Raw genomic sequence first — 25,021 nt, 5'->3', positions numbered from 1 at the left:
CGCTCATGATAAGCTCGTGCCCAGATTAAGATAAACCATACATAAACAACATTTCCCAGCTTATCGGGATATGAATACTAAAAATACACAGGAAGTGTTATGTCAGCGAAACACCCTATCATCGCGGTGACAGGCTCCTCAGGAGCTGGAACAACGACAACATCAGAAGCATTTCGCAAGATGTTCAACATGATGAACATCAGACCTGCGTTTATCGAAGGCGATAGCTTCCATCGCTTTACTCGCCCAGAGATGGATGTCGAGATCCGCAAAGCAAAAGAACAGGGTAAGCACATCAGTTACTTTGGCCCTCAAGCCAATGACTTTCCTGCACTTGAAACCTTTTTTAAAAACTACGGACAAAATGGCGTCGGCCAATTTCGTCGCTATCTACATACATTCGACGAAGCGGTCCCATACAATCAAATGCCGGGCACCTTCACGCCTTGGCAAGACTTACCCCAAAACTCTGACGTATTATTTTATGAAGGGTTACATGGTGGTGTTGTTGATGGTGCCATTAATGCCGCTCAGCACGTTGACCTCTTGATTGGCATGGTTCCAATCGTCAACCTGGAGTGGATCCAAAAATTTGTTCGCGATACACGTGACCGTGGACACTCCAGAGAAGCAGTGACCGATTCCATAGTACGGTCAATGGACGACTATCTCAGCTACATCACACCACAATTTTCGCGTACTCATATCAACTTCCAACGCGTCCCCACCGTTGATACGTCGAACCCACTTAATGCGAAGGGAATCCCAAGTCTCGATGAGAGTTTCGTCGTCATTCGCTTAAGGGGCATTAAGAATGTCGATTACCCATATCTACTCTCAATGATTGACGGTTCCTTTATGTCACGTCATAACACCATCGTCGTGCCGGGCGGGAAAATGAGTTTTGCGATGGAATTAATTGTCCGTCCTATACTACAGCAGCTAATAGAAACAGGGAAAATAGGTTAGTTTTTTGCGCCTAAACTTAGATGATTTTTTATACCGTGATCATGTGCACAGTTTTGTATAGGAAAATGGTCTGATGACACGATTAAAATCAAGAAAGTCCGCGCAAAAAAGGATACTATTTCTTTGAAACAGAAGATCGCTTGCGCCATCTTCAAAGTGCTTTTATGCTAGTGAGTCTCAACACAATGGACTTGCTATAATATATGGAAAGCAGCAAGCATACCCTGCAGAGGAAGTAAGAAATATGGTTCTAGGTAAACCTCAAACCGACCCAACGCTAGAGTGGTTCCTTTCACATTGTCATATTCACAAGTACCCTTCAAAAAGCACGCTAATCCATGCGGGCGAGAAGGCTGAAACACTTTACTACATCGTAAAAGGTTCAGTAGCAGTACTTATCAAAGATGAAGAAGGCAAAGAGATGATCTTGTCTTACCTTAACCAAGGTGACTTCATCGGTGAACTAGGCCTATTTGAAGAAGACCAAGAACGTACAGCGTGGGTTCGAGCTAAATCACCTTGTGAAGTGGCTGAGATTTCTTTCAAGAAATTCCGTCAACTTATCCAAGTTAACCCAGATATTCTCATGCGCTTATCTTCTCAGATGGCAAGTCGCCTACAAGTGACAAGCCAGAAAGTTGGTGACCTTGCGTTCCTTGACGTAACTGGTCGTATTGCTCAGACGCTACTTAACCTAGCAAAACAACCTGACGCAATGACGCACCCTGACGGCATGCAAATCAAAATTACTCGTCAAGAAATCGGCCAGATCGTTGGTTGTTCTCGTGAGACAGTAGGACGTATTCTTAAAATGCTGGAAGAGCAGAACCTTATCTCTGCTCATGGTAAGACTATTGTGGTCTACGGCACGCGTTAATATCTAACGTTACTAATAATTAAAAAGCCACCGCAAGGTGGCTTTTTTTATGGCGAAAGGGTGAGTCTATTTATTGATGGGTACTCTCAAAAATTTTATCCGCAGACGCTGCCACAAACCCTTGATAGTAGGTGTTATCATTCATTTTATAGCGCTTAGCAAACTCATAAAAACCTCCAGGCACACGCTTCTCTTCGCCTAAAAACGACACCAATACTTTATCGGCCATGGTCGATGATTGCTCCAGCAATACCTCAGGCGATCCCTTGACCTCACCACCTGATTCATTGATCTCAAAACCGGCCTGGCGCAAATAATGATTCACAGCCACCACGTCTTCAAAGCGCTGCAACTGATTCACACTCACGGTAAAGTGATTCGCACCATAACCATGAGCGGCAAGCCAAGAGGCATACTCACTTTCTTGCGCCAGTGTTTGATAATCTTCGCTGCTCAACGTCCACAGACGCCCACCAAACAGAAAATCTGCCGACGATACGGCCGCACTATCAACTTGATCCACCAGCTTGGTCACAATGGCCTGTAGCTCGGGTGAGCACTGCTCCACACACAGTTCGCTAATAAAAACCTTAGGTAACGTGTGGTCTGCATGCTCTAAATGAATGGCTGACAGCTTTTTAGCTTTGAATTCATACTCGCCTCCTTGCTGGTAACCAAGCTCAAGAAAAGGCTTGGCCAATGTCTCAATACCAACAGGGTCGAGATTAAAGGTGCGCAAGGCAATGTGATCATTAATCAGTGCTTCTTGCTCCTTCAGCAACCCCTGAATTTTCGCGGCGGATGGACACAGGCGCGTCGTATAATCTTGCCACAGTTGCTCAAATAACCATTCAACTTTCATATGTCGCTCCTTAGAGGTCGAGTCCTGGGCTTAAGGTCGCTGGAAGAATCGTTTCGTCTCCCTCCATCGATGCCATCGGATAGGCACAATAGTCTGCGGCATAGAAAGCACTCGGCCTCAGGTTACCGGATGCACCAGGGCCACCAAATGGTGCATCACCGCTCGCGCCCGTCAACTGACGGTTACGATTCACAATACCAGCACGGATATGGTCAACAAAATACAACCACTCGTCGTCATTGGTTGAGATAAGTCCTGCGGATAAACCAAAACGGGTATCATTGGCAAGTTCAACCGCTTGCTCTAGCGTTTCATAGCGTACAAGCTGCAACAACGGGCCAAAATATTCTTCATCCGGTAATACATCAATTGTGGTCGCATCAATCAACCCTGGCGTCACAAATGCTGCCTGTCGCTGCTGTGACTCAACCAAACTCTTGCCGCCTAAGGCTTGCAATGCGGACTGAGCCTGTATGATGTTTTGTGCTGCCTGCATGGATATTTGTGGTCCCATGAAGGGTGCCGGATCGGCAAACGGCTCATCGATACGTATTTTTGCTATCGCGGCGACCAGGGCCTCAACAAGCTGGTCACCTTTATCGCCAAAGGGAACATACAATCGGCGGGCACACGTACAACGTTGCCCTGCACTGATATAGGCAGACTGAATGATGGTGTAGACCGTTGCATCAAGATCGCCATACGCCTCACTGACAACTAATGGGTTGTTGCCCCCCATCTCTAGCGCCAGCATTTTATCAGGCTGACCGGCAAATTGACGATGTAGGACATGGCCAGTATTCGCGCTGCCAGTAAACAACACGCCATCAATACCTTTGGCATCGGCTAAAGCAATGCCAGTTTCTTTACCGCCTTGCACTAGGTTAATAACCCCTTCTGGCAACCCTGCTTCCTGCCAAATCTGCATGGCAAGCTCACCCACTAGTGGCGTTTGTTCAGAAGGCTTAAAGACAACCGTGTTCCCTGCCAGCAACGCTGGAACAATATGGCCATTGGGCAGGTGCCCTGGGAAGTTATAAGGCCCAAATACTGCCATTACACCAAGAGGGCGGTGACGAAGGACTATTTGGTTCCCCGCCGCTTCTCGCTGTGAGCGACCAGTACGCTCGTGATAGGCTCGAATGGAAATCGCAATCTTACCGGCCATCGCGCCCGCTTCCGTTCGAGTTTCCCACAACGGTTTCCCCGTTTCTTTAGCAATCGCTATAGCAATCTCTTCACTGCGCGCTTTTAGCTTTTCGGCAAAGGCTAATACAATGGCTTCACGCGCTTCAAACGAGGTTTTTTTCCAAGAGATAAACGCCTGTCTTGCGGCACTAACCGCGGACTCAACCTGCGCCGGTGTGGCTGATTGTCCCTGCCAAACCACCTCATTATTGTAAGGTGACAATGAATGAAATTGTTCACCAAGTCCTGCTACCCACTGTCCTGCGATCCATTGAGTCATCGAGAATTCCTTAACATATAAAAATGGTTGGAGCATTGTCTTCAACGCCACGAAAAATAACCAAACGTGGCGGGATAAACATCAAGAGCCTGTTACTGAGCGAGCATACGTACCATATCACCTTCAGAAAGGTTCAAGGCCTCGGCCACGCTTGGAGCTAACAAGACACGCTGGCTTTCTGCGTCATAAGCGGCTTTCGCGGCTGTTGCTCTAAAGTGTTCAAATGACGTATTTGCAATAAGGTAATCTTGTGAACTGGCGTGCTCTGAGATCGATACCTTGGCTCGGAATGAATTCCTAATCGCTTGGATATTTTGTAGATCGCACTCCACGGTCGGGCCAGCATCAAAAATATCCACATAGTTTCGACAGGTGAAGCCTTCTCTCTCGAGCAACTTCAAGGCGGGTTTGGTATTGTCATGCACCTGACCAATCACCGCTTGCGCTTCTTTACTCAACAAATTGACGTAAATCGGTAACTTAGGCATAAGATCGGCAATGAAACCCTTCTTACCAATACCCGTCAGGTAATCTGCCATGGTGAATTCAATCGAAAAGAAATGCTCTTGTAACCACTTCCAAAACGGTGAGTTACCTTCAGCATCTGATACACCTCGCATCTCTGCAAAAATCGTTTTAGAGAAGCGCTGCGGGTGCTCTGCCAGCATCAAAAACCGCGATTTAGACATTAAGCGACCATTAAGGCCAACACGATAGTCAGGCCTTAGGAACAAGGTGCAAATTTCACTGCATCCGGTGTAGTTATTGCCAAAGGTGAGCAGCTTAACGGTGTTGTTAACGCCCAGTTTGGGAGAGGAGTGAACCACAGTACTAATGTGGTAAGAGTAAAACGGCACATCCCAACCAATCGCACCTTCTATACCGGTGGTACCAGCAACCTCACCGGTTTCACTGTCGACACCAACCATCAGATAACCTTCATCGGTTGGCGAGGTGACATCGGTCTTACTGAAGCTGTATTCAGAGTGAGTAATTCGATTGGAAAGCAGCTCTTCATTTACTGGAAGAGACGTGAAGCCGTGACCAGATTCTACCGCGCACGTGTGCAAGGCGTCATAATCAGACATCGTAATAGGACGAACAACAAGCATCAATAATCCCTCCGACGCAAACTCTCCTGGTACATCCACAGCCAAGAGAGGGTTTCAAACGAGTAGCACACCAACGTACTTTTACATCAAAGTACTGATCGCTTTATCTAGTTTCGCTAGACCCGATTCCACTTCTTCTTTGGTAATCACAAGTGATGGCGTAAAACGAACTACGTTGACACCAGCAACCAAAACCATTAAGCCTTGAGCGCCAGCGGCGACAAGAACATCACGAGCGCGCCCTTGCCACTGTTCGTTAAGCGCAGCACCAAGCAACAAGCCTTTGCCACGAATCTCAGAAAAAATATCGTATTTATCATTGATGGCATTGAGCCCATCGCGGAACCAAGCCTCACGCTCAGCAACGCCGGCAAGGACTTCCGGAGAAGAAACCACATCAACCACGGCTTCTGCGACGGCACAAGCCAATGGGTTACCCCCGTAGGTTGAACCATGCGTGCCCACTTTCATGTGCGCCGCCAATTCCTTTGTGGTCAGCATGGCGCCAATTGGGAAGCCGCCGCCAAGAGATTTTGCCGTACTGAGAATATCTGGGGTTATACTCAAACCTTGATATGCATAGAACTGACCCGTACGGCCGTTTCCGGTTTGGACTTCATCAAAAATTAGTAGCGCGTTGTACTTGTCACAAAGCTCTCGAACCGCTTGTACAAACTCAGGCTCTGGCGAAATAATGCCTCCTTCACCTTGCAAAGGCTCCATCATAATCGCACAAGTTTTATCCGACATCGCCGCTTCAAGTGCTGCAATGTCGTTATAAGGGATATGGCTAATGTCACCCGGCTTAGGACCAAACCCATCCGAATAAGCCGCTTGACCACCCACTGTCACCGTAAAGAAAGTACGGCCATGAAACCCTTGATTAAATGCAATGATTTCAGACTTTTCTGGCCCATGGACCTCGCTAGCCCAACGACGAGCAAGCTTGAGTGCGGCTTCATTAGCTTCAGCGCCAGAGTTCGCAAAAAAGACTCGTTCCGCAAAGCTGACTTCCGTCAGTTTTTTCGCCAAACGCAAAGCAGGCTCATTCGTCATCACATTACTGAGGTGCCATATTTTGTTCGCCTGTTCTGTTATCGCATTCACCATGGCAGGATGACAATGCCCTAAACAGCTCACGGCGATACCACCAGCAAAATCAATATACTCATTACCTTGCTGATCCCAAACGCGTGCGCCCTCGCCCTTAACTGGGATCATTTCCATTGGGTTGTAACAAGGTACCATCACCTCATCAAACCATTTGCGGGATACTGTTTTTTCCATTGTCATAACACGTTCCTTTTAATTACTGCACACGAGGAAAGGGGGATATTCGCACAAAGATGACATCAAGCATCAGCATCGCACCGCGAGTGGTTGTCATACCGTTAGTGGTGCCTTATCGCTATACGCTTTAGATGAATTTACATTGCATAGAGTGAACCTTCATAGACTTAAGATAAGCCTTTATAAGTTTAGGACGAACCTTCACACTTTCTACTGATGAAAAAATTTCTCACCATCCCTCATTGATGCAGCATTGTATTTACAATTATTTAACCATTACAATAGCAGAAAATGCTTTTCGATCATCAATCTGCTCTGCATAGGCATAACACCTTGAGTATTTATGCATTAAATTTGAATTTAAATGAAGTATTTTTTAACAAGTTCGGAAAGAAATGAACAACACGGGCTTTGTGGTGCTCGCTCATCAGTATTAACGAATAGTTTTGCATTTTCATAAGTAAAACTTATGAAGGATAAGAAAAGATGAAAGGGTGATCTCGATCAAGCACTAGCCTTGTAAGAAATTACTCAACAGCTCGTGACCTTGTTCGGTTTTGATGGATTCAGGATGAAATTGTACGGCATGAATGTTTAACGTGCGGTGTTGATAGCCCATAATTTCATCAAACTCACCGTTAGGACACTCCGTCCACGCGGTCACTTCAAAGCAATCGGGTAATGTCTCCCGCTTGACGATAAGCGAATGGTAGCGTGTGACCGTCAATGGGTTATTGAGCCCAGCAAAGACACTTTGATTGGTGTGCGTAATCGGTGATGTTTTACCGTGCATCACCTGCCGCGCTCGCACAACATCGCCGCCAAAAACCTGTGCGATGGCTTGATGCCCAAGACAAACCCCAAGCAGAGGCAATTTACCCGCAAAGTAACGGATAGCCTCAAGCGAAATACCCGCTTCATTTGGCGTGCATGGACCCGGTGAGATCACGAGGTGTGATGGGTTCATTGCCTCAATACCTGCAATATCAATCTCATCGTTACGAACCACATGTACTTCTACCCCGAGCTCAGCAAAATACTGATACAGGTTATAAGTAAAAGAGTCGTAGTTATCGATGATAAGTAACATGGCACTCGCTGCGGTCTGGTGTTTGTAAAAATAAGGCGGTATTTTGCAACAAGATGGCAGAAAGGCAAGAAAAAAAGCAGAAGAGGTTAGGCAGCAAAGCTAAGGTAAGCTTTGCTGCACGAGGGTTATCAGTGGCGTTGTTGTCTACGCCAACCAATGATAAGCATGGCCGCCAACCCTAAAGTACCGATAGAACCACCATTGATATTGAGATCAATCACCGCAGGATCATGATCAGACGAGCGGTAATGATCCAAATACTTAGGCAGGTCGCCCTTGTACTCGTCGTTGTAGTCAAACAACGTCGATTCACCGGCATTGATGTGCCATTCCGTTGCGTCGACCACTTTTCCAGATAAACTTGGGCTGATCAGGATATGATCCAACGCCCCAACCTCGTCGTTGTAAGAATAGCTCCAGCCTTGTGAATGCGTCTCTCCTAATACGTTAATGTACCCATAACTGTGAGTAATCACCGCCCCATCATCACCAAATTGTTGTTGATCTCCGATGAACGTATTACGAGCCGCCCGGATCACCTTGTCATAGTTGCTGGTACTGTAATCCGTCAGTATCAATAAAGGATCTTCTTTACCGTAAGCATTCAGATCGCCCAGTACCATTTTATGGCCATCAATCGCCTCAAGTGCGTCACCAAGTGCTACGGCAGCGGCAACCCGAAACTGCTCACACGAGCCCTGCTGATCCACATCTTGTCCACCTTGACCGCCTGCTGATTCAGGAGCCGCATCTTCCCAACATTTTGAGCCTTTTGACTTAAAGTGATTCACCGCAATCGTCAGTACCTCTTTACCACCTTTGACTTTAAAGGTTGGAGCGAGGGTGTCTCTTTGATAGTTTTTACCATCTTCAATCACCTTACCCTTGTCATCTACCACTTCAGGCGCCACCTGTCTTGGCATTTCAAATACGTTAACGTTTTTGAGTTTTACTGACTTAGGTCGATAAATTACACCGGTGGTAATCGCATCGGTTCCGACACTATCAAGCTTATCAACCACACCATCATCATTTGAATCGGTACTGACATACGCATACTGTTTCTTTTTCGAATCTAACCGTTCATTCAGCTCACGCACCAGTTGTGCAATCGCGCCATCATCGCCAAATCCGTTATTTTCAATTTCCATCAAGCCAATGATATCGGCGTCCAAGCGCACCAAAGCCTGCAAAATTTTCTCTTGCTGCGCAGCGAACTCATCGGCCGTGTTCGCACCTCGGTTGCTGCCAAATCGATTCTCGTCACCACCAAATGGCGAGTTGAAGTAATTCAGAACATTAAATGTCGCCACTCGAAGATCGGCCTTAGTCCACGGTTGATCGACTAAATTAGGCTCGGCTGTACGCGGGGTATGGCGAACAAAGTTGTTTGAAGTAATCGTATTGGTCGCGATAAGGCGATACTCACCATAGCTATAACCAATCACACCTTCGATACCAAACAAGCCATCGTTAATTCGAATGTAGTCCTCGGTACTGCCATCTTGGTCAATATCCGTTTTAGCAAAATCAGGGTAATAAGGGACGACACCATTAGGCGCTGGTTGATCAGATTCCACAAACAGACGCCTTAGCGCATTCTCTTCGCTTTGTGATATCGCCTCATCAGACCCAGCGGGGAAAGCTTGATTTGGATGTGGGTTTACCCGTTCATGTGATAGCACCATGTTGTTTCGGCGTGATGCGTAATCATAACCAAACGTCCTCGTCACTCGCATATCAAGGGTTTTGGGCAGCGCCACTAACATCCCTTCGTATCGCTCCAAGGTTTGTTCAAAGTTTTCATCGGACTCTATCGCGACAACAGGCACCGCCGACGGTGGTGTTTGCTCATCTTGTTTTAGCCAATCTTGTTGCGAAGGCTTAAGCTGTGTTTGTCCATAATATTCCTGAACCTGGCCTTTCACACACACCACATCGCCAGGTTTCAAGTTGTGGTTCGATTCGGTGTAAACAAACAATCCATTCGATGTCAGCTCGTTATGGTCATCCTGCAAGGCATTCAAATAAAAGCCTTTACTGATACTGGTTGTCACCGCAGACACTACCCCTTCAACAAAGAAGCTTTCTGTGGTGATGTACGGATAACCGCTAATAAACGGAGAGTGCCCACCTTCACCCTGTATGGTTTGAATAGCGGTAAAGAGCGGAGGGTTTCCCTCCTCTAAACACTGAAAAGCCACCGGAGGTGTTACGGCTTCCAGCTGACCTAAACCGGTAATGTCATTGCTACCTAAGACTGCCCACTGCTCTGGCTGATAGCTCGAAGAAGGTTGGAAGTGATTCGCGTAACGCACTAAGGTCTTATTCTCACCAAAGGTACTCCCCATTTCGCCAATCACATCGACAATTTCCCCATCTTTAAACAGGGCAATCGGGTCATCACCATTGAAATTGACGACTTGATTTGCCGTGGCCAATGTCGATTTTTCTAGAATTTCCGGGCTGGCTTTTTCATTCGCAAATACCAACACTGAATTAGCAGGTATGGTGTAGCTGGATAGATCTAATGTATTCCAAGTGCCATTACCATTGGGTGATTTTGCCAACTGATAATCGCTAAGTGAAACCGCTACGTCACTGGAATTCGCCACCTCGATGGCTTTATTAAAACTGGTTCCTTCGACATATTGTGAAAGAAATACCTCAGCACTTGCGCCACCCGCTAATGCTGACGATACGAAAAGTACTAACCACTGCTTTTTGTTTGTGCTTGTCATTATTCACCTCGAATTTGATGGCAATGTATCCTTTGCCTGAACGCACATCGTTGTATATAAGTTGCTATTTTCGAGACGAGTGTTGTCATTTATCTTGCAATTGATAAACGATCACATGAATAACTGAGGTGAAGATCTCATTCGAATTATGAAGTATTGAAACAAGACCCAACTATCAACAAAAAAAGTTAGTCACATAAACACAAAAATCAGGCATAAAAAAAGCCCCTTGGGTAAACCAAGGGGCTTCAATATAAACACGAGGTTAATCGCTATGGGCGGGTAACAAAACCCACCGCTTTAAACGCTTTTGCTAGCGTTACCGACGCGCGCTCAGAGGCCTTAGCAGCGCCTTGACGCATTACGTCATCCATATAAGCTCGGTCCGCACGAACACGCTTATACTCGCTTTGGATTGGCTCTAGCATTGCCACCAAGGCTTCACCGACATCTTTCTTGAACGGCCCATACATCTCAACACCTGCGTACTGTGCTTCGATTTCTGCAAACGATTGACCGGTTGCGGCTGAATACAAGCCCATCAGGTTAGAGATACCGGCCTTGTTTTCCCAGTCATTGGCAATACGTGGCGGCGTTTCTGCATCAGTTTGTGCCTTGTTGATTTTCTTCAAAATCGACTTAGGCTCTTCTAGTAAGGTGATGACGTTTTTACGGTTATCATCTGACTTCGACATTTTCTTCGTTGCGTCTTGCAGGCTCATCACGCGTGCATTCACCGTTGGGATGTACGGTTCTGGTACAGTGAACAACGGCGCCTCTGGCGTATAGATGTTATTAAAACGAGTCGCGATATCACGAGCAAGTTCAAGGTGCTGCTTTTGGTCGCTGCCTACCGGCACTTGGTGTGCGCCATATAGCAAAATGTCTGCGGCCATCAATACCGGGTAATCATATAGGCCGACATTCACATCATTGGCAAAACGCTGAGACTTGTCTTTAAACTGAGTCATACGATTCAGCTCACCCATCTGGGTATAACAGTTAAGAAGCCAACCTAGCTGAGCATGTTCCGGTACGTGTGACTGGACAAATAACGTGCTCTTCTTAGGGTCAACACCAACTGCGAGACAGATTGCCAGAGCGTCTAGTGTGGCCTCATGCAAGGCTTTCGGATCTTGACGAACCGTAATCGCATGAAGGTCAACTACGCAGTACTGACAATCGTAATCGTCTTGCATCTGTTGCCATTGACGTAGAGCACCCAAGTAGTTACCGATACTTAGTTCACCTGATGGTTGAACACCACTCAATACGATGGGCTTGCTCATAACTATGATTCCTTCGACTTCTTAACGAGATAATTAGGATAATGAAAAACCGCGCAATTTCTTACGCGGTTTTAGCAGTGTACTCATTGCAAAGTATTTTGCCATAGCCATGAAGACTTTTTTATCGCTCTGCCCCGTATATTGATACCTTGTGGCACTTCAGCGCTAGTTTGTCGTGAGTAATGCACCCTTTTCGACGGCATTCAGTACTTCAGCAACATCATCAGCAACAAAGTCGGGGTTTGCATTCGCGATTGGCTCACCATGGTTATAACCATAGGTTAACCCAAATGCTAGGCAACCGGCATTGCGGGCAGCAAGGATATCATTTTGAGAATCCCCAACCATCAAGACTTCATGTGGCAAGACACGCTCTTGTTCCATTAACCAATTGAGTGCAACGGGATCCGGTTTTTTATTGGGAAACGCGTCGCCACCTAGCACATGAGTGAAATACTTATCGAGTTGGTGTTGCTCAAGCAACTCAGGCACAAACTTAGACGGCTTATTGGTAAGCAGCGCAACGGTATAACCATTTGCTACTAACGTATCCAGCGTACTGTGGACGTTCGCATAGAGGTGGCTAAGTTTGTGGCCACTAGCCGCATAAAAGTCATCAAATAACACGCGGGCTTTATCACACAACTCCGGTGATAGCTCGGGGTTCACCGTCACACTCTGACTCAATGAACGGGCAATAAGCACATCGGCACCGTTGCCAACATAATCACGGACCTGTTCTTCAGTCACGCTTGGGTAACCCAGCGCTTGCACGGCTTGATCAGCAGCAAGGGCAAGATCGGGAACACTGTCAAGGAGCGTACCGTCGAGGTCGAAAACGACAAGTTTAATAGATGGCATTCATTAATTCTCTTGATTACTTCTGTACTTTCGCAAGCTCAGCACGCATTTCATCGATCACTTCTTTGTAATCAGGACGATTGAAAATAGCAGAACCTGCGACAAACATATCGGCGCCCGCTTCCGCGATTTCACGAATATTATCCACCTTAACACCACCATCGATTTCAAGACGAATATCACGACCAGAAGCATCAATAAGACGACGAACTTCACGCAGTTTATCAAGCGCAGAAGGGATGAAAGATTGACCACCGAAGCCTGGGTTAACTGACATCAGCAAGATCATGTCAACTTTATCAAGGATGTAATCAAGGCAAGTTAATGGTGTGGCTGGGTTAAGTACCACCCCAGCTTTACAACCATTTTCTTTGATCAATTGTAGGGTGCGATCCACGTGGTCAGTTGCTTCAATGTGGAAGGTAATCATAGAAGCGCCCGCTTTCGCAAAGTCAGGAACCAGGCTATCTACCGGTTTTACCATCAAATGTACGTCAATTGGAGCCGTAATACCGTAATCACGAAGCGCTTTACAGATTGGCGCGCCAAAGCTCAGGTTAGGTACGAAATGGTTATCCATGACATCGAAATGGATAACATCAGCGCCAGCAGCTAGCACTTTTTCAACGTCTTCGCCAAGACGTGCAAAATCAGCGGATAAAATGGATGGCGCAATTAGAAAATCTGTCATACCTGACCTCAATAGAATGGATTAGCGAGCAACAATTGCGCGCAATTCTACCGAAGGCGGTCAAGAAAGCCTAGCGCTTATCCAAATCCGATATCACTTTTGCTTCAGGCTTGGCTTTAGCTTCAAATAACGCAAGTAACTCATCCACCTTATTACGCCCAGAGCCATTGCGACTGATGGTACGTTTCACCTTCACCACATTGAGTTGAGCGCCGTGATATAGGCGTCGTGTCAACGTGGTATCGTGATTGGAAATCAGCACTGGAATCTGGCGGTCGAAGGCCGTATGTTCCGCGATATCCGCTAATGCGGCTTGGTCATCTAAGGAGAAGCCATTACCCGTGTACGAGGTAAAGTTTGCCGTATTCGAGAGCGGCGCATAAGGCGGATCGCAATACACGACACATCCCTTGCGAGCGCGGCTGAAGGTTTCTGGGTAACCCTCACAGACAAACGTTGCTTTTTTGGCTTTTTCTGCGAAAAAAATCAGCTCTTTTTCTGGAAAATAAGGCTTTTTATAAGAACCAAAAGGTACGTTAAAGCCGCCTTTTTTGTTGTAACGGCACAAGCCATTAAAACCGAATCGATTCATATATAGAAAGGCAACAGAACGAAACAACACATCATCGCTCTGATTAAAATCAGCACGCACCCCAAGGTACACCTCTTTGCGATTATGCTCAGGGGTAAAGAAGCGCTTGGCTTCTTCAATGTACCTATCTGGATCGTTTTTTAGCAGATTGTAGAGATTAATTAAATCCGGGTTTATATCGGCGAGTAAATACTGGTCATAATCGGTATTCAAAAAGACAGAACCAGCACCAACAAAGGGCTCCACCAATTTCCTAGCGTCTGGTAAATGCTTTTGAATATCTTCGACTAAGCCATACTTTCCACCAGCCCACTTTAGAAAGGCGCGTTGCTTTTTCATTGCTTGCTCTATTTACTGCCACCCAAAATTTAAGGGAGGGGAATATATCATAATTCAATCTGTTATGTTGACCTTTCTCGCATCAACACAGCCTTGAACTTACTGCGAAGACGACGCTTGCCCACGATCAATTTCCCGATGAACTTGGCTCAATGATTTTGCCCAAGCCCCAAGCGAACGCAGCGCCTCAGGTAACGCCTCAGCCGCATCACGTGCTGCCTGAATACTCGAATACTGATCGTAAGTCACGATGTACCACTTCTCGTCATTACGAATAGTTGGGTATACGCGCACTGGCTTGTCAAACGTGTGTTCATTCAAAAAACGTTGCACGTCATCCATGCTCGTCATCGCTGACATTTGCAAGGTGTACGTGTTGGCTGCCATCGCTTTTAGCTCATCACGGGCAAAAGAGAAGGTAATCGGTGTTTGCAGCACCTCATCACTCTCTACATCCACAACCGTATTTTCCGGTAGCACTACCGCTTGGATCTCAGCGGCCTTCGCCACCGCAATCGCTGTATTATCTTCTAATAAGGCATCAACGACATCAGAGGTAATAACCACTCGCTCGCCACTTTCTGATTCCCCCACACTAGCGGTCTCAGAGGTCACCTGAGGAGGCAACGCCATAGAATCATCAATGGTAGATTCCACTGCCGGCATTTCTTGATTAGCATTGCTAATTTGCTCCGCAGAGGACGCATCAATATCAGAATCCGGTGTGGTGATCACGACGTCGTCACTGCTATCGATAACCTCAACTTGGTCATTTGACGGTTGCAGTAATGAGCGGTAGCCTAAAAAAATAAGAATGATCAACACAATAACCAATGCTGCAATCTTAGCTGGCGAGCCAACCAGTGAACGAATAATTACTTTCTTTTCCATTGTTTGCTCTCCTAGTACCAAGATATCCCCAGGGATGGGTCTCGCCTTAGTAAACGCAGTTTTGATTCTTTTTTCAACACTTTCATCAGCGTAGCGTAACACTAATGTCTCAAAAAGCCGTTTGGCTTCCGATTTAGACAGCTCTTCGACTTCCAACTCTATCGGTTTAATCTCTAAACCATGGCTAAGCCGAGCAACACGACCGTATGTGTGATTGCTGGCACTGAACAGCACCACACTCACCGTTTGGTGACCGACATTATGCGTAGCAAGAACAAGTAACCAAAGCTCAGCCAACAGCGCTTGAGATAAATGCTGGGCGTCATCAACAACGACCACCACATCGCAAGCCTCTCCTTCTAGAATTCGCTCAACGCTGTCGTGTAAGGTATCGGTCTCACTATACAAAGCCAATGGAAACAGCTGACGTAATATATTGCCACGAATTACCTGGTCATCTTGATTGGGAAAACTGGTGACCAACGACTGATTTTTGCCATGTGCCCATGATTCCAAGTAACGATGCGACAGCCATGTTTTTCCCATCCCTGCCTCTCCTTTCACCGCAACAAAGTTCGATGAAAACTGAGTCAGTAACTGCAGTCGTTCTAGAAGATGGGTCTGCGAGTCCAATTCCATCACTCGCATTTCATAAGACAAACTCATTGGCTCGTTACTCTTCGTGTCAAAGTTCTTCGTGTCAAAAATCCCCCTCACACTTAAGGCTTAAGTTCAAAGGTGAGGTGTTTCAATTTAACGGCGAAACGCTAATGTTAAAAGGAAAAACGCTAATATTAAGACACGAAACGCTCAAAACCACACGCAATTCGGGCCAGTAAAGAATCCTGAGATCTAAAAAAGGCCCCTATTAGGAGCCTTTTGTCGATGAATCAAATACCTACTAACTTATTGTTCAGCAGTTAGATACGGCACTTATCAATCGCTTTCTCAATCAACTCATTGGGTACATCAGAGACAACTTGAGCATCACCGATCGTCGTTGGCAATACCAAACGAAGCTGACCAGACAACACTTTTTTATCTCGCATCATATGACTCATGAAATCATCAAATGTCATTGATTCTGGTGTGTGAACAGGCAGTTTTGCGCGCGTTAAAATCGTGATAATTCGTTCAACTTGCGCTGCTGAAATATCACCAAGCAACTGCGCTGTATGCGCTGCCATCACCGTACCAGACGATACCGCTTCTCCATGTAGCCATTTACCATACCCTAGTTCAGTTTCAATGGCATGACCAAATGTATGACCTAGGTTCAATAATGCTCGAATACCGGATTCTTTCTCATCCAACGCCACCACTTCAGCCTTGATGGCACAACAACGCGCAATGGCGTAAGTCAAGGCAACTTGATCCCGTTGATACAGCTTATCAAGATTACTCTCCAGCCAATCAAAGAATTCCGCATCGTAGATGATCCCATACTTAATCACTTCGGCCATACCCGCAGCAAATTCTCGCTCCGGCAATGTGTTCAAGCAATTAATATCGATAATCACCGATTGAGGTTGATAAAATGCACCAATCATATTTTTACCTAGACTATGATTAACTGCGGTTTTACCCCCTACCGAAGAGTCGACTTGGGAAAGTAGAGTTGTAGGGATTTGGATAAAATCAACACCGCGCTGAAAACACGCTGCCGAAAACCCAACAAGATCACCAATAACCCCCCCACCTAATGCCACCACTACAACATCACGGCCATAATTACCGGATAGTAGGTGCGTCATAATTGTGTTGAAGGTCTCAAGTGTTTTGTATTGCTCACCATCAGGCAATTCTAGCAAAGAGGTTTGACAACCTTTGCTATCCAATTGATTGAGGATGGCTTGAGAATAAAGAGGGGAAACCGTGGTATTGGTAATCAGTACCACCGATTTTCCATCTGGAATTTGAGAAAATTGCGCCGAGTCATTAAATAACCCGGCACCAATTGAAATAGGGTAGCTACGCTCACCAAGATTAACCGTAATCCGTTCCATGGTTTGCTCTCCGTTCAAGAAGGTTGTAATTAACCTTCTTCTAGCATTTTTACGATTTGGTTGGCTACCACTTTTGCACTTTGATCATCAGTACGCACAGTGTAGTCCGCCACATCTTTGTACAAGTTGTTGCGTTCATCCGCGAGCGATTCCAATACTTCACGCGGATCATCCGTTTGCAGTAATGGGCGCTTTTTGTCGCGGTTGGTGCGAGCAAGCTGCTTTTCAATTGTGGTTTCTAAATATACAACGATTCCGCGTGCAGATAGTCGATTACGGTTTTCTTTACTCTTAACCGAACCACCACCAGTCGCAAGGACAATGCCTTGCTCCTCAGTCAGATCATTAATCACTGACTCTTCACGAATGCGGAAGCCTTCTTCGCCCTCGACGTCAAACACCCAAGAGATGTCTGCACCAGTGCGTTCTTCAATAACGGTATCAGAATCAACAAACTCCATATGAAGTTGTTGAGCTAGGTGTCTACCGATAGTGCTTTTGCCGGCGCCCATAGGGCCAACAAGGAAAATATTACGTTTTTCAGCCATGTTTAGCAGTAATTTACAACGTTAATTCAATGACATCGCCACAAGAAAATACCGAAAAAAAAGCATCGGAAAAAGGGCTTGTGACACCGATTCCTCACAGACAAGACGTGATAAGACCCGAAATTATCAAGGTAAGGTGACCGTAATGCAACTTTATTTTTCACTATTTTCAATAAAGCGAGCGTTTACAATCAGTTACTGCACAATTATTTCAGGCGTTACAAAGATCAATAATTCGCTTTTCCCCACTTTTTCGTAAGTTCGCCTAAATAACGCCCCTAAACCAGGAATATCCCCTAACAACGGGACTTTATCGACGCTATTGGTAATACTGTGTTGAAAAATGCCGCCCAACACGACCGTCTCACCATTGTTGACGAGCACTTGTGTCCCGATCCGTTGCGTATCAATGGCAACAGCCTCCCCTTCCCTTGTTTTCACGACTTGGCTGGGTCTATCTTGAGTGACGTTGAGGTCTAAAATAAGTCGATTATCCGGCGTAATTTGCGGCGTAACCGTCAACGATAATACCGCTTTTTTAAATTCTACCGCTGTCGCGCCACTAGAAGCAGCTTTTAGATAAGGTATCTCCGTTCCTTGTTCAATATACGCGGACTTCTTATTGGTCGTAATCAGCCTAGGACTCGATATAATTTCGGCTTTTGATTCTTGCTGAAGGGCAGACAATTCTAAATCCAGCAAGACATTAGACCCTAAACTGGCGACCTGAAACGCCAGTCTTGCCGCGCTATCTGATGTGGCTCCAAGATTGACATTCAAAAAATCATCCACAAAGTCATCGCCCGAATCATAGAGCCCAATGGTCGCTAAATTATTTTCAATTGAGCCCCCTATCGTCGTATCACCACTCACCTTAGTGACGCCCCAGCGAATACCCAGTTCATCCATATTGCCTTCATTAATCGTGACAATACGCGCCTCAATCTGGACCTGCTTTACCGGTACATCCAATGAGGCAATAATCTCTCGAATCACGGTAATGTTACTTGGCAACTCTCGAATTAACAGCGAGTTTGTGCGCTCATCAATGGCAATGGAGCCGCGCTCAGACAACATACTCACTTCACCTTCTCCCCCTATCATCACTGCGATCTCAGAGGCTTTGGCATAATTAATCTTAATAATCTCAGAGTTAAGCGTACCAATTTCCTCTTCGAGACGGCCTTTCTCCAGCGCCAATTTTTCTTGCAAATCTAACTCTGCCTTTGGGGCGACCAAAACCACATTGCCATTCACCCGCTTATCAAGCCCCTTCACTCGCAGAATAATGTCTAGCACCTCAGTCCACGGCACGCCATCCAACCTCAACGTTAGATTCCCTTGTACAGTGTCAGACACAACCAGATTAAAATCGTTATAATCCGCCAATAGCTGCAATACACTTCTCACTGGGATATCCTGAAAATTAATCGATGTCAGCTTGCCTTTATTGGCGAGCAGAAATTGCTGTTCATCGGTTCTGGCTTTCGTCATAGGAACGATGGTCACTCGGAGTTGATTCTTTTGTATTTCATAGACGTAATCTACGTTAGTCTTGGTTTCAACCAATAAACGAACATCAGGAGCGTCATCAAAAAGTTCGAGCTGATTTACTGGGGTTGCAAAGTCTTTAACATCCAAAATCGACAGTTGCTCTGGCCGTATCTTGGTCTGCTTCAAGACCACACTGAGACCATTATTCATACCTTCTACATCCACAACACTGCCGTGATTCAACAGATCGACAACGATAACACCCTGCTTTTTCGCATTGAGTTCAAACGACACATTTTTCAATGCATTGCTTGGGATGTTTGCCATACTGCACATTGACGTCAATAGGCATACAAGGCTTATAACACCACTGAGCAACTTTCTATTTATCCCTAGCACGACGACTTCTCCATCAATTCAACGTGAGCTTAACTTGTCTTTGAAACCAACAACCTAGACCATCCGATAAGGTTTCGCTGACAACCAAACCCTCCGCTGTCACCTGTTTAATTTTTCCGTTATTTTCTCCAACATACTGCCCCTTCCGGACCTTAACCAACTGACGATTTGGCAACAGCAACAACCCAGTAAGCGCTTCTCCTTTACTCATTATTCCCTTTAGATGCAGCTCATTAAGTCGGTATTGCTCTAACCGCCCCTTAACCCTAATCTTAGGTTGCCAACACACTTCGCTAAAAGCGGGTGTCTGTGCCTGCGCTAATTGAGGTAGCTCAAAGGGTGACCCTTCAGGATGAGATAAAAATGGCATGACATGAAAAGACTGAGTTGGCTTGAGCTTATCGACCTCAACCTCCACATTAGCCTCGGTTTTCGCAACAAAATCTTCAAGCGAGTTATCGTTGGCCTGGCACCCCAAAAGCATGACAACAAATAGTATCCAACCTTTATTGCTCACGATTCCCTCGCTGGGTTTGAGGTATGTTTATCTGTGATTTCTCTCGAAACTGGTAGGTATAGGCCCTCACACGAAAGTGCAACGTACTGCTTTCTTGGCTGACTCGTTGCCATTCTGCATTTTCAAGTAAAACGATACGCGGCAACTGCGCGATTGCGTGGGCATAATCACCAATACTGTTGTAATGCCCGGTGAGCTCAATATCGAGTGGCAACTTTAATAAAAAGTCTTGAGGAACCCGCTTACCCCAATCAATACGCGTAAAAGTCAGCCCGTTATTTAGCCCCTCCTCATTCACGGCGGCCAATAAGCTCGCCAGTTCTTTTTGCTCCGGCAGCTGCTCTAATAAAAAATCATAGTGTGTATTCAGCTCATCAAGCTGGGCTTGCATCAACGGTAGGAGAGCCGCTTTTTTCGCCATACGAGTGAGCTCTAATTTAAGTGTTAGTTCTTGGTGTTTGTGTGCACTCAACTCATCTAAATCGGGTTTGACTATAAAATAACCACCAGCGCACAGCAGTAATAGCGACAACAAGATCGCGACAAAACATTGTGCCGCAAAAGGCCAATCTGCCATTTCGTCTAACTCGAGGGCCGGTATATTCATCTTAACGCGCTCCGACCACATGCGATGGGGGTGGGACCCACTCACTTAAGCGCGCTGAGTTAAACTGAAAAGAAATATTGAACGACTGATAGCTCTGACCAAAACGCTGATTACCATGCACAATCGAGTGCATGTCGACGTTGATTAACAACGTTGAGCGCTCAAAAAGATCCAACATCTGGGCCAAATTAGCGGTTCGACTACTAATACCACTCAATTTAAAACGCGTCCCTTCCATAACAATCTTATCGACATAGACACCTTTCGGTATGAGCTCTGGGAGAGCATTCATAACAGCAGTGGTTTTATTGCGCTGTCTTTGCAGGGTTTCGACATAATGCAAACGCTGCTCTAGTGTGTCATGCAATTTTACGATGTCAGATAACAAGGCAATGTCTTTTTGATACGCGTCGATTTTCTTTTGAAGGTATTGTTGCCGCGCCTGTTGCACGTCAATCTGAGAAGACACATACCAGGTTGTTATTTGCACACCGATGATTGCGACTAACACCGATAGCATGACGGCGACCACAAAACGCTGACGATGATGATTACGTTTTCTTTCTCGCCAAGGCAGCAGGTTAACCATCTCCATTTAATGCGCCTCCATCCATTGGATTGCGTTGTAGGCAACCCCTAATGCCGTCGCAAAAGAACCATTCAATCGAGCACCGCCTTCACTCGCGACATCCACACAGGCATGTAAGTCTATTGTCTTTATCGGCATACCGGTGAGCCTTTCAATCAAACCGGCAATATTCGAGTCGTTAGCATGCCCACCACACAACACTATGCCTTGTAACTCCTGTTCCCCTTGCATAGACCGATAAAGTTTCAGTTGCGCTAATATCTTACTGGCCAAATGTTCAATCATGACCTCGGCTGGCGACTTTGGCGCAATACTATTGAGTGAACCACCTGCGCGCTCATGACTTTCATAAGACCATTGCTTAGCCATATCTTGTGATAACGGTTGAGGCGGGCACAGGGCAACATGGTGATGCCCTAAGTCCAGAACTCCCCAGTTTTGTAGCCATGGTTGCTGTTGAACGAGCAACACCTGCAGTCCACGAAGTGCGTTAATATTCGTGTCCATATATTCTGGCCGGTAGCCAATTTTCTTTATGGGCTGGATCCAGTTATCGACGATAGCGTGCTTAACGACATGAACACGATATGCCTCGGTATTGGCGCCCGACATTGAGGGTTCTTTGTAAAAATCTAAGGCCAGTTCTTCTAATGGGTATGGCGTCTGATGAGCCATCGCCTGAAATACGGCAAAGACTTGCTCCTGACCATCAAGTCCATGCTCTAAGGTGATGACCTTATTAATTGACACACTATCCGGTAATGCAATGGCTGCCTTTTTTCTAAAAAAAGGCGCGGTTTTTCGTATTTTTTTGAGATTCTTTACAGTTTCTTGATGCTTTAACGTATGAGGATCGGAGAAAATAGAATCAGAACCCTTCAGTTCTAGATGGTTTACTATCGTAATATGAGCGCAATCAACCTTTACAACCACGGCTTTGACGCTGTAGCGCCCGATATCAATACCCGTAATCCATTTCTTAGTCATAAGAAATAACCTCAACAAATACAATAACCAAGTGAAAAGGTTGAGATTGACGCCCAAATAAGCGTTAATTAACCCTATAGGTAATTTTTGGTCTAGAGTACAAGTAATTACCTACCCATAACCTTAATCAATCAGGGAATCTCCGGTGAAGTTCATAAAGAGACTGTTGGTATTTGCATTTATTTGCATACTCTTTGGAGTGAGTACTATTATTGGGTTTTACTACTACGTAAAACCAGAACTGCCTGACGTTGCAACGCTTAAAGACGTCCAGCTCCAAACCCCTATGCAGGTGCTTAGCCAAGACGGGAAGCTGATCGCACAATTTGGCGAGAAGCGACGCATCCCCCTTACTTATGATGAGATTCCCCAGGATTTGATTCATGCACTCATTGCCACAGAAGATAGTCGTTATTACGACCACTATGGCTTTGACCCAATAGGAATCACTCGTGCTGCTGTTGCCGTTATTGCATCAGGCAGTGCGTCTCAAGGTGCCAGTACTATCACTCAGCAGCTTGCTCGTAACTTTTTCTTATCCAATGAGAAAAAAGTCATGCGTAAGATAAAAGAGATCTTTATCGCCGTGCACATTGAGCAGCTGCTAAGCAAGCAAGAAATCATGGAGCTGTACGTCAATAAGATATTCCTTGGTTATCGCTCCTACGGTTTTGGTGCAGCAGCGCAAGCGTACTTTGGTCGAGATCTTAACCAGCTCACGCTGAGTGAGATAGCCGTTCTTGCTGGATTGCCAAAAGCACCATCTACAATGAACCCAATTTACTCCATTGATCGTGCCACCCATCGCCGCAATGTCGTATTGGCACGTATGCTCAGTGAAAAATACATCACTCAAGCCCAGTTCGATGAAGCGCGTTCAGAGCCGATCATTTCGCAATACCATGGGGCAGAAATCGAACTCCGAGCGCCTTATGTCGCTGAAATTGCACGCGCTTGGATGGTTAAACGCTACGGTGATGACGCTTACGAATCCGGCATGCGCGTGACCATGACTGTCGATTCTAAGCTGCAAAAAGCGGCGCATACCGCAGCGATCAATAACCTTTTGGCCTATGATGAGCGCCACGGTTACCGAGGTGCAGAGAAAGTCGTCTGGAAGGCAGATCAACCAGCCATGTCTACTGAAGACATGACTAAGTACCTGCGCAAACAGCCGACTTATGGCGAACTACGCCCTGCACTGGTCACTAAAGTGAATGCGAAATCCATCACGGTTTGGGTCAAGGGTTATCAAGAACAGACCATTGAGTGGGACAACATGAAATGGGCTCGCAAATTTAGAACCGATGAGCGCCAAGGTGCGGCACCAAAGTCAGCAGGAGACGTGACGGCCGTTGGTGAACAAATCTGGGTGCGAGCAAGTCAGATTGAAGCACTTGATGATACAAAAGAAACCGCTACCGCCACTGAAGACGAAGCGGAGATGCCAGCGAAAGTCATCACATGGCGATTGAGCCAAGTGCCTAATGCCAATACCGCTTTTGTTGCTATCGATCCTCAGAACGGCGCTGTACTGTCGCTTGTGGGTGGTTTTAACTTCGTGCACAGCAAGTTTAACCGAGCCACTCAATCGGTACGTCAGGTTGGTTCAAGCATCAAGCCATTTATCTACGCAGCCGCGCTCGATAAAGGCATGACACTGGCAAGCCTAGTCAATGACGCGCCTATCAATAAATGGGACAAGAGTGCGGGCACAGCATGGCGTCCTAAGAACTCACCACCGACCTATACCGGCCCGACTCGTCTTCGTATCGGCCTAGCGCAGTCTAAAAACGTCATGGCGGTACGCGTATTGCGAGAAGTGGGATTAGACGATACTCGCGACTATTTAACCCGCTTTGGTTTTGATAAATCCAAGTTACCACGCTCTGAAACCATCGCTTTGGGGGCTGGCAGCCTAACACCAATCCAGATGGCACAAGGGTTCTCTGTCTTTGCTAACGGCGGCTATTACGTTGAGCCTTATTACATCAGTCGCGTCGAAGACCCATTTGGAAAAGTCGAGTTTGAAGCAAATCCTAAAGTGATTTGTCACACCGATTGTCCAAAGATGCCAACACCAGAAATGTTAGCTTCAAACAATAGCGACGATGCGCCAAGCATCGAAGAGGCGACCAATGCAAGTGCTCTTGAACCTGTTGAACTCACTGACTTTAATGAGGAAGACATGGATTCCAATGAGCCCAATTATGCACCACATGTGTTATCAGAACAGACCGCGTTTCTGACTCGTGAGATGATGTATAGCAATATTTGGGGTGGAGGTAATTGGCGTGATGGAACGGGCTGGAATGGTACTGGCTGGCGTGCTCAAAAACTGGAACGCCGCGATATTGGCGGAAAAACAGGGACGACAAATGACTCAAAAGATGCGTGGTATAACGGTTATGGTCCTGGCATTGTCGCCACAGCTTGGGTCGGATTTGATGACCACCAAAGAAAGCTAGGTCGCACAACGACCAACAGTAATCTTGGTAAAGATCAAATCTCAGGCGCTGAAGCTGGTGCAAAAACAGCGCAACCTGCATGGGTTGATTTCATGCGTGTTGTATTAGAAGACGAGCCACAAACAGCCAAAGCAATCCCAAATGGTATTACACGCGTTCGTATTGATCGTGAATCAGGACTGCTATCAAACAAAACAGATTCATCGTCTATGTTTGAGTACTTTGAGATCGGCACTGAACCGAAAGAATACGTTCAAGAAAGCTTTACTGACACTCTGTATTCCAGTGATGCCTCAGAAAGTGAAAGCTTGTTTTAGCCAGTTATTGGCGAGTA

At 46.1% G+C, this 25,021-nt stretch carries 21 protein-coding genes; 3 read left to right on the top strand and 18 right to left on the bottom strand.

Translation table 11 applies throughout. The features are described from left to right. Window positions 1–99 precede the first annotated feature (99 nt). Window positions 100–969: a phosphoribulokinase gene (locus AB4405_RS04255; RefSeq protein ID WP_102469730.1), complete on the top strand. Its 870-nt coding sequence runs from the start codon at window positions 100–102 to the stop codon at window positions 967–969. A gap of 244 nt (window positions 970–1,213) precedes the next feature. Then, window positions 1,214–1,846 carry a cAMP-activated global transcriptional regulator CRP gene (gene crp, locus AB4405_RS04250; protein WP_009602948.1) on the top strand — a complete coding sequence of 211 codons (633 nt, stop codon included), beginning with the start codon at window positions 1,214–1,216 and terminating at the stop codon, window positions 1,844–1,846. A 70-nt stretch (window positions 1,847–1,916) separates the two neighbouring features. On the opposite strand, the gene AB4405_RS04245 is transcribed toward crp, so the two are convergent. From AB4405_RS04245 to pilM, 18 genes are all read right to left on the bottom strand, one after another. Continuing rightward, on the bottom strand, window positions 1,917–2,708 hold the full coding sequence (locus tag AB4405_RS04245; RefSeq protein WP_372059778.1) for a DUF1338 domain-containing protein: 792 nt from the start codon (window positions 2,706–2,708) through the stop codon (window positions 1,917–1,919). Between the two features lie 10 nt (window positions 2,709–2,718). Further along, window positions 2,719–4,176, bottom strand: coding sequence for a succinylglutamate-semialdehyde dehydrogenase (gene astD, locus AB4405_RS04240; RefSeq protein ID WP_372059777.1), 1,458 nt, complete (start codon window positions 4,174–4,176; stop codon window positions 2,719–2,721). 92 nt (window positions 4,177–4,268) lie between these two features. After that, the gene (gene astA, locus AB4405_RS04235; protein WP_102469727.1) at window positions 4,269–5,288 is read right to left on the bottom strand and encodes an arginine N-succinyltransferase; all 1,020 of its coding nucleotides are present in this window, start codon (window positions 5,286–5,288) and stop codon (window positions 4,269–4,271) included. 81 nt (window positions 5,289–5,369) lie between these two features. Next, window positions 5,370–6,581: an aspartate aminotransferase family protein gene (locus tag AB4405_RS04230; protein ID WP_372059776.1), complete on the bottom strand. Its 1,212-nt coding sequence runs from the start codon at window positions 6,579–6,581 to the stop codon at window positions 5,370–5,372. A gap of 508 nt (window positions 6,582–7,089) precedes the next feature. Further along, window positions 7,090–7,668, bottom strand: coding sequence for an aminodeoxychorismate/anthranilate synthase component II (locus AB4405_RS04225; protein WP_372059775.1), 579 nt, complete (start codon window positions 7,666–7,668; stop codon window positions 7,090–7,092). A gap of 128 nt (window positions 7,669–7,796) precedes the next feature. Beyond that, window positions 7,797–10,409 (bottom strand): ExeM/NucH family extracellular endonuclease, encoded by a 2,613-nt coding sequence (locus AB4405_RS04220; RefSeq protein ID WP_372059774.1) that lies wholly within the window; start codon window positions 10,407–10,409, stop codon window positions 7,797–7,799. Window positions 10,410–10,681: 272 nt separating this feature from the next. After that, window positions 10,682–11,698 carry a tryptophan--tRNA ligase gene (gene trpS / locus AB4405_RS04215; RefSeq protein ID WP_372059773.1) on the bottom strand — a complete coding sequence of 339 codons (1,017 nt, stop codon included), beginning with the start codon at window positions 11,696–11,698 and terminating at the stop codon, window positions 10,682–10,684. A 165-nt stretch (window positions 11,699–11,863) separates the two neighbouring features. Then, the gene (locus AB4405_RS04210) at window positions 11,864–12,559 is read right to left on the bottom strand and encodes a phosphoglycolate phosphatase (protein WP_372059772.1); all 696 of its coding nucleotides are present in this window, start codon (window positions 12,557–12,559) and stop codon (window positions 11,864–11,866) included. 16 nt (window positions 12,560–12,575) lie between these two features. Next, window positions 12,576–13,250, bottom strand: a complete 675-nt coding sequence (gene rpe, locus AB4405_RS04205) for a ribulose-phosphate 3-epimerase (RefSeq protein WP_102469721.1) — start codon at window positions 13,248–13,250, stop codon at window positions 12,576–12,578. Between the two features lie 70 nt (window positions 13,251–13,320). Continuing rightward, window positions 13,321–14,181, bottom strand: a complete 861-nt coding sequence (locus tag AB4405_RS04200; RefSeq protein ID WP_372059770.1) for a Dam family site-specific DNA-(adenine-N6)-methyltransferase — start codon at window positions 14,179–14,181, stop codon at window positions 13,321–13,323. 99 nt (window positions 14,182–14,280) lie between these two features. Beyond that, window positions 14,281–15,738, bottom strand: coding sequence for an SPOR domain-containing protein (locus AB4405_RS04195; protein ID WP_372059769.1), 1,458 nt, complete (start codon window positions 15,736–15,738; stop codon window positions 14,281–14,283). 254 nt (window positions 15,739–15,992) lie between these two features. Further along, window positions 15,993–17,078, bottom strand: a complete 1,086-nt coding sequence (gene aroB / locus AB4405_RS04190) for a 3-dehydroquinate synthase (RefSeq protein WP_372059767.1) — start codon at window positions 17,076–17,078, stop codon at window positions 15,993–15,995. Between the two features lie 29 nt (window positions 17,079–17,107). After that, complete coding sequence (gene aroK / locus AB4405_RS04185; protein WP_102469717.1) at window positions 17,108–17,626, bottom strand: shikimate kinase AroK; 519 nt, start codon at window positions 17,624–17,626, stop codon at window positions 17,108–17,110. A gap of 195 nt (window positions 17,627–17,821) precedes the next feature. After that, entirely contained in the window at window positions 17,822–19,456 is a 1,635-nt protein-coding gene (locus AB4405_RS04180) for a type IV pilus secretin PilQ (protein WP_372059791.1), read from the bottom strand. Between the two features lie 76 nt (window positions 19,457–19,532). Further along, window positions 19,533–20,036, bottom strand: coding sequence for a pilus assembly protein PilP (locus AB4405_RS04175; protein WP_372059765.1), 504 nt, complete (start codon window positions 20,034–20,036; stop codon window positions 19,533–19,535). Then, complete coding sequence (locus tag AB4405_RS04170; RefSeq protein WP_372059764.1) at window positions 20,026–20,643, bottom strand: type 4a pilus biogenesis protein PilO; 618 nt, start codon at window positions 20,641–20,643, stop codon at window positions 20,026–20,028. Before AB4405_RS04170 ends, AB4405_RS04175 begins: the two co-directional genes overlap by 11 nt. Before the next feature lies 1 nt (window position 20,644). Continuing rightward, window positions 20,645–21,238, bottom strand: coding sequence for a PilN domain-containing protein (locus AB4405_RS04165; protein ID WP_372059763.1), 594 nt, complete (start codon window positions 21,236–21,238; stop codon window positions 20,645–20,647). Beyond that, on the bottom strand, window positions 21,239–22,219 hold the full coding sequence (gene pilM / locus AB4405_RS04160) for a pilus assembly protein PilM (protein ID WP_372059762.1): 981 nt from the start codon (window positions 22,217–22,219) through the stop codon (window positions 21,239–21,241). A gap of 145 nt (window positions 22,220–22,364) precedes the next feature. Here pilM and AB4405_RS04155 point away from each other — a divergent pair, with 145 nt between their 5' ends. Beyond that, the gene (locus AB4405_RS04155) at window positions 22,365–25,004 is read left to right on the top strand and encodes a penicillin-binding protein 1A (protein WP_372059761.1); all 2,640 of its coding nucleotides are present in this window, start codon (window positions 22,365–22,367) and stop codon (window positions 25,002–25,004) included. Window positions 25,005–25,021: the final 17 nt, after the last annotated feature.

Origin of the sequence: Vibrio sp. 10N.261.51.F12 (assembly GCF_041471725.1) — a bacterium.
Taxonomy (GTDB): Bacteria; Pseudomonadota; Gammaproteobacteria; order Enterobacterales; family Vibrionaceae; genus Vibrio.
This window is presented reverse-complemented; position numbering and strand designations above follow the sequence as displayed.

Coding starts and splice junctions, on each gene's coding strand:
- AB4405_RS04255 (WP_102469730.1), top strand. CDS start 100: ATGTCAGCGAAACACCCTATCATCGCGGTGACAGGCTCCTCAGGAGCT.
- crp (WP_009602948.1), top strand. CDS start 1,214: ATGGTTCTAGGTAAACCTCAAACCGACCCAACGCTAGAGTGGTTCCTT.
- AB4405_RS04245 (WP_372059778.1), bottom strand. CDS start 2,708: ATGAAAGTTGAATGGTTATTTGAGCAACTGTGGCAAGATTATACGACG.
- astD (WP_372059777.1), bottom strand. CDS start 4,176: ATGACTCAATGGATCGCAGGACAGTGGGTAGCAGGACTTGGTGAACAA.
- astA (WP_102469727.1), bottom strand. CDS start 5,288: ATGCTTGTTGTTCGTCCTATTACGATGTCTGATTATGACGCCTTGCAC.
- AB4405_RS04230 (WP_372059776.1), bottom strand. CDS start 6,581: ATGACAATGGAAAAAACAGTATCCCGCAAATGGTTTGATGAGGTGATG.
- AB4405_RS04225 (WP_372059775.1), bottom strand. CDS start 7,668: ATGTTACTTATCATCGATAACTACGACTCTTTTACTTATAACCTGTAT.
- AB4405_RS04220 (WP_372059774.1), bottom strand. CDS start 10,409: ATGACAAGCACAAACAAAAAGCAGTGGTTAGTACTTTTCGTATCGTCA.
- trpS (WP_372059773.1), bottom strand. CDS start 11,698: ATGAGCAAGCCCATCGTATTGAGTGGTGTTCAACCATCAGGTGAACTA.
- AB4405_RS04210 (WP_372059772.1), bottom strand. CDS start 12,559: ATGCCATCTATTAAACTTGTCGTTTTCGACCTCGACGGTACGCTCCTT.
- rpe (WP_102469721.1), bottom strand. CDS start 13,250: ATGACAGATTTTCTAATTGCGCCATCCATTTTATCCGCTGATTTTGCA.
- AB4405_RS04200 (WP_372059770.1), bottom strand. CDS start 14,181: ATGAAAAAGCAACGCGCCTTTCTAAAGTGGGCTGGTGGAAAGTATGGC.
- AB4405_RS04195 (WP_372059769.1), bottom strand. CDS start 15,738: ATGAGTTTGTCTTATGAAATGCGAGTGATGGAATTGGACTCGCAGACC.
- aroB (WP_372059767.1), bottom strand. CDS start 17,078: ATGGAACGGATTACGGTTAATCTTGGTGAGCGTAGCTACCCTATTTCA.
- aroK (WP_102469717.1), bottom strand. CDS start 17,626: ATGGCTGAAAAACGTAATATTTTCCTTGTTGGCCCTATGGGCGCCGGC.
- AB4405_RS04180 (WP_372059791.1), bottom strand. CDS start 19,456: ATGTGCAGTATGGCAAACATCCCAAGCAATGCATTGAAAAATGTGTCG.
- AB4405_RS04170 (WP_372059764.1), bottom strand. CDS start 20,643: ATGAATATACCGGCCCTCGAGTTAGACGAAATGGCAGATTGGCCTTTT.
- AB4405_RS04165 (WP_372059763.1), bottom strand. CDS start 21,238: ATGGAGATGGTTAACCTGCTGCCTTGGCGAGAAAGAAAACGTAATCAT.
- pilM (WP_372059762.1), bottom strand. CDS start 22,219: ATGACTAAGAAATGGATTACGGGTATTGATATCGGGCGCTACAGCGTC.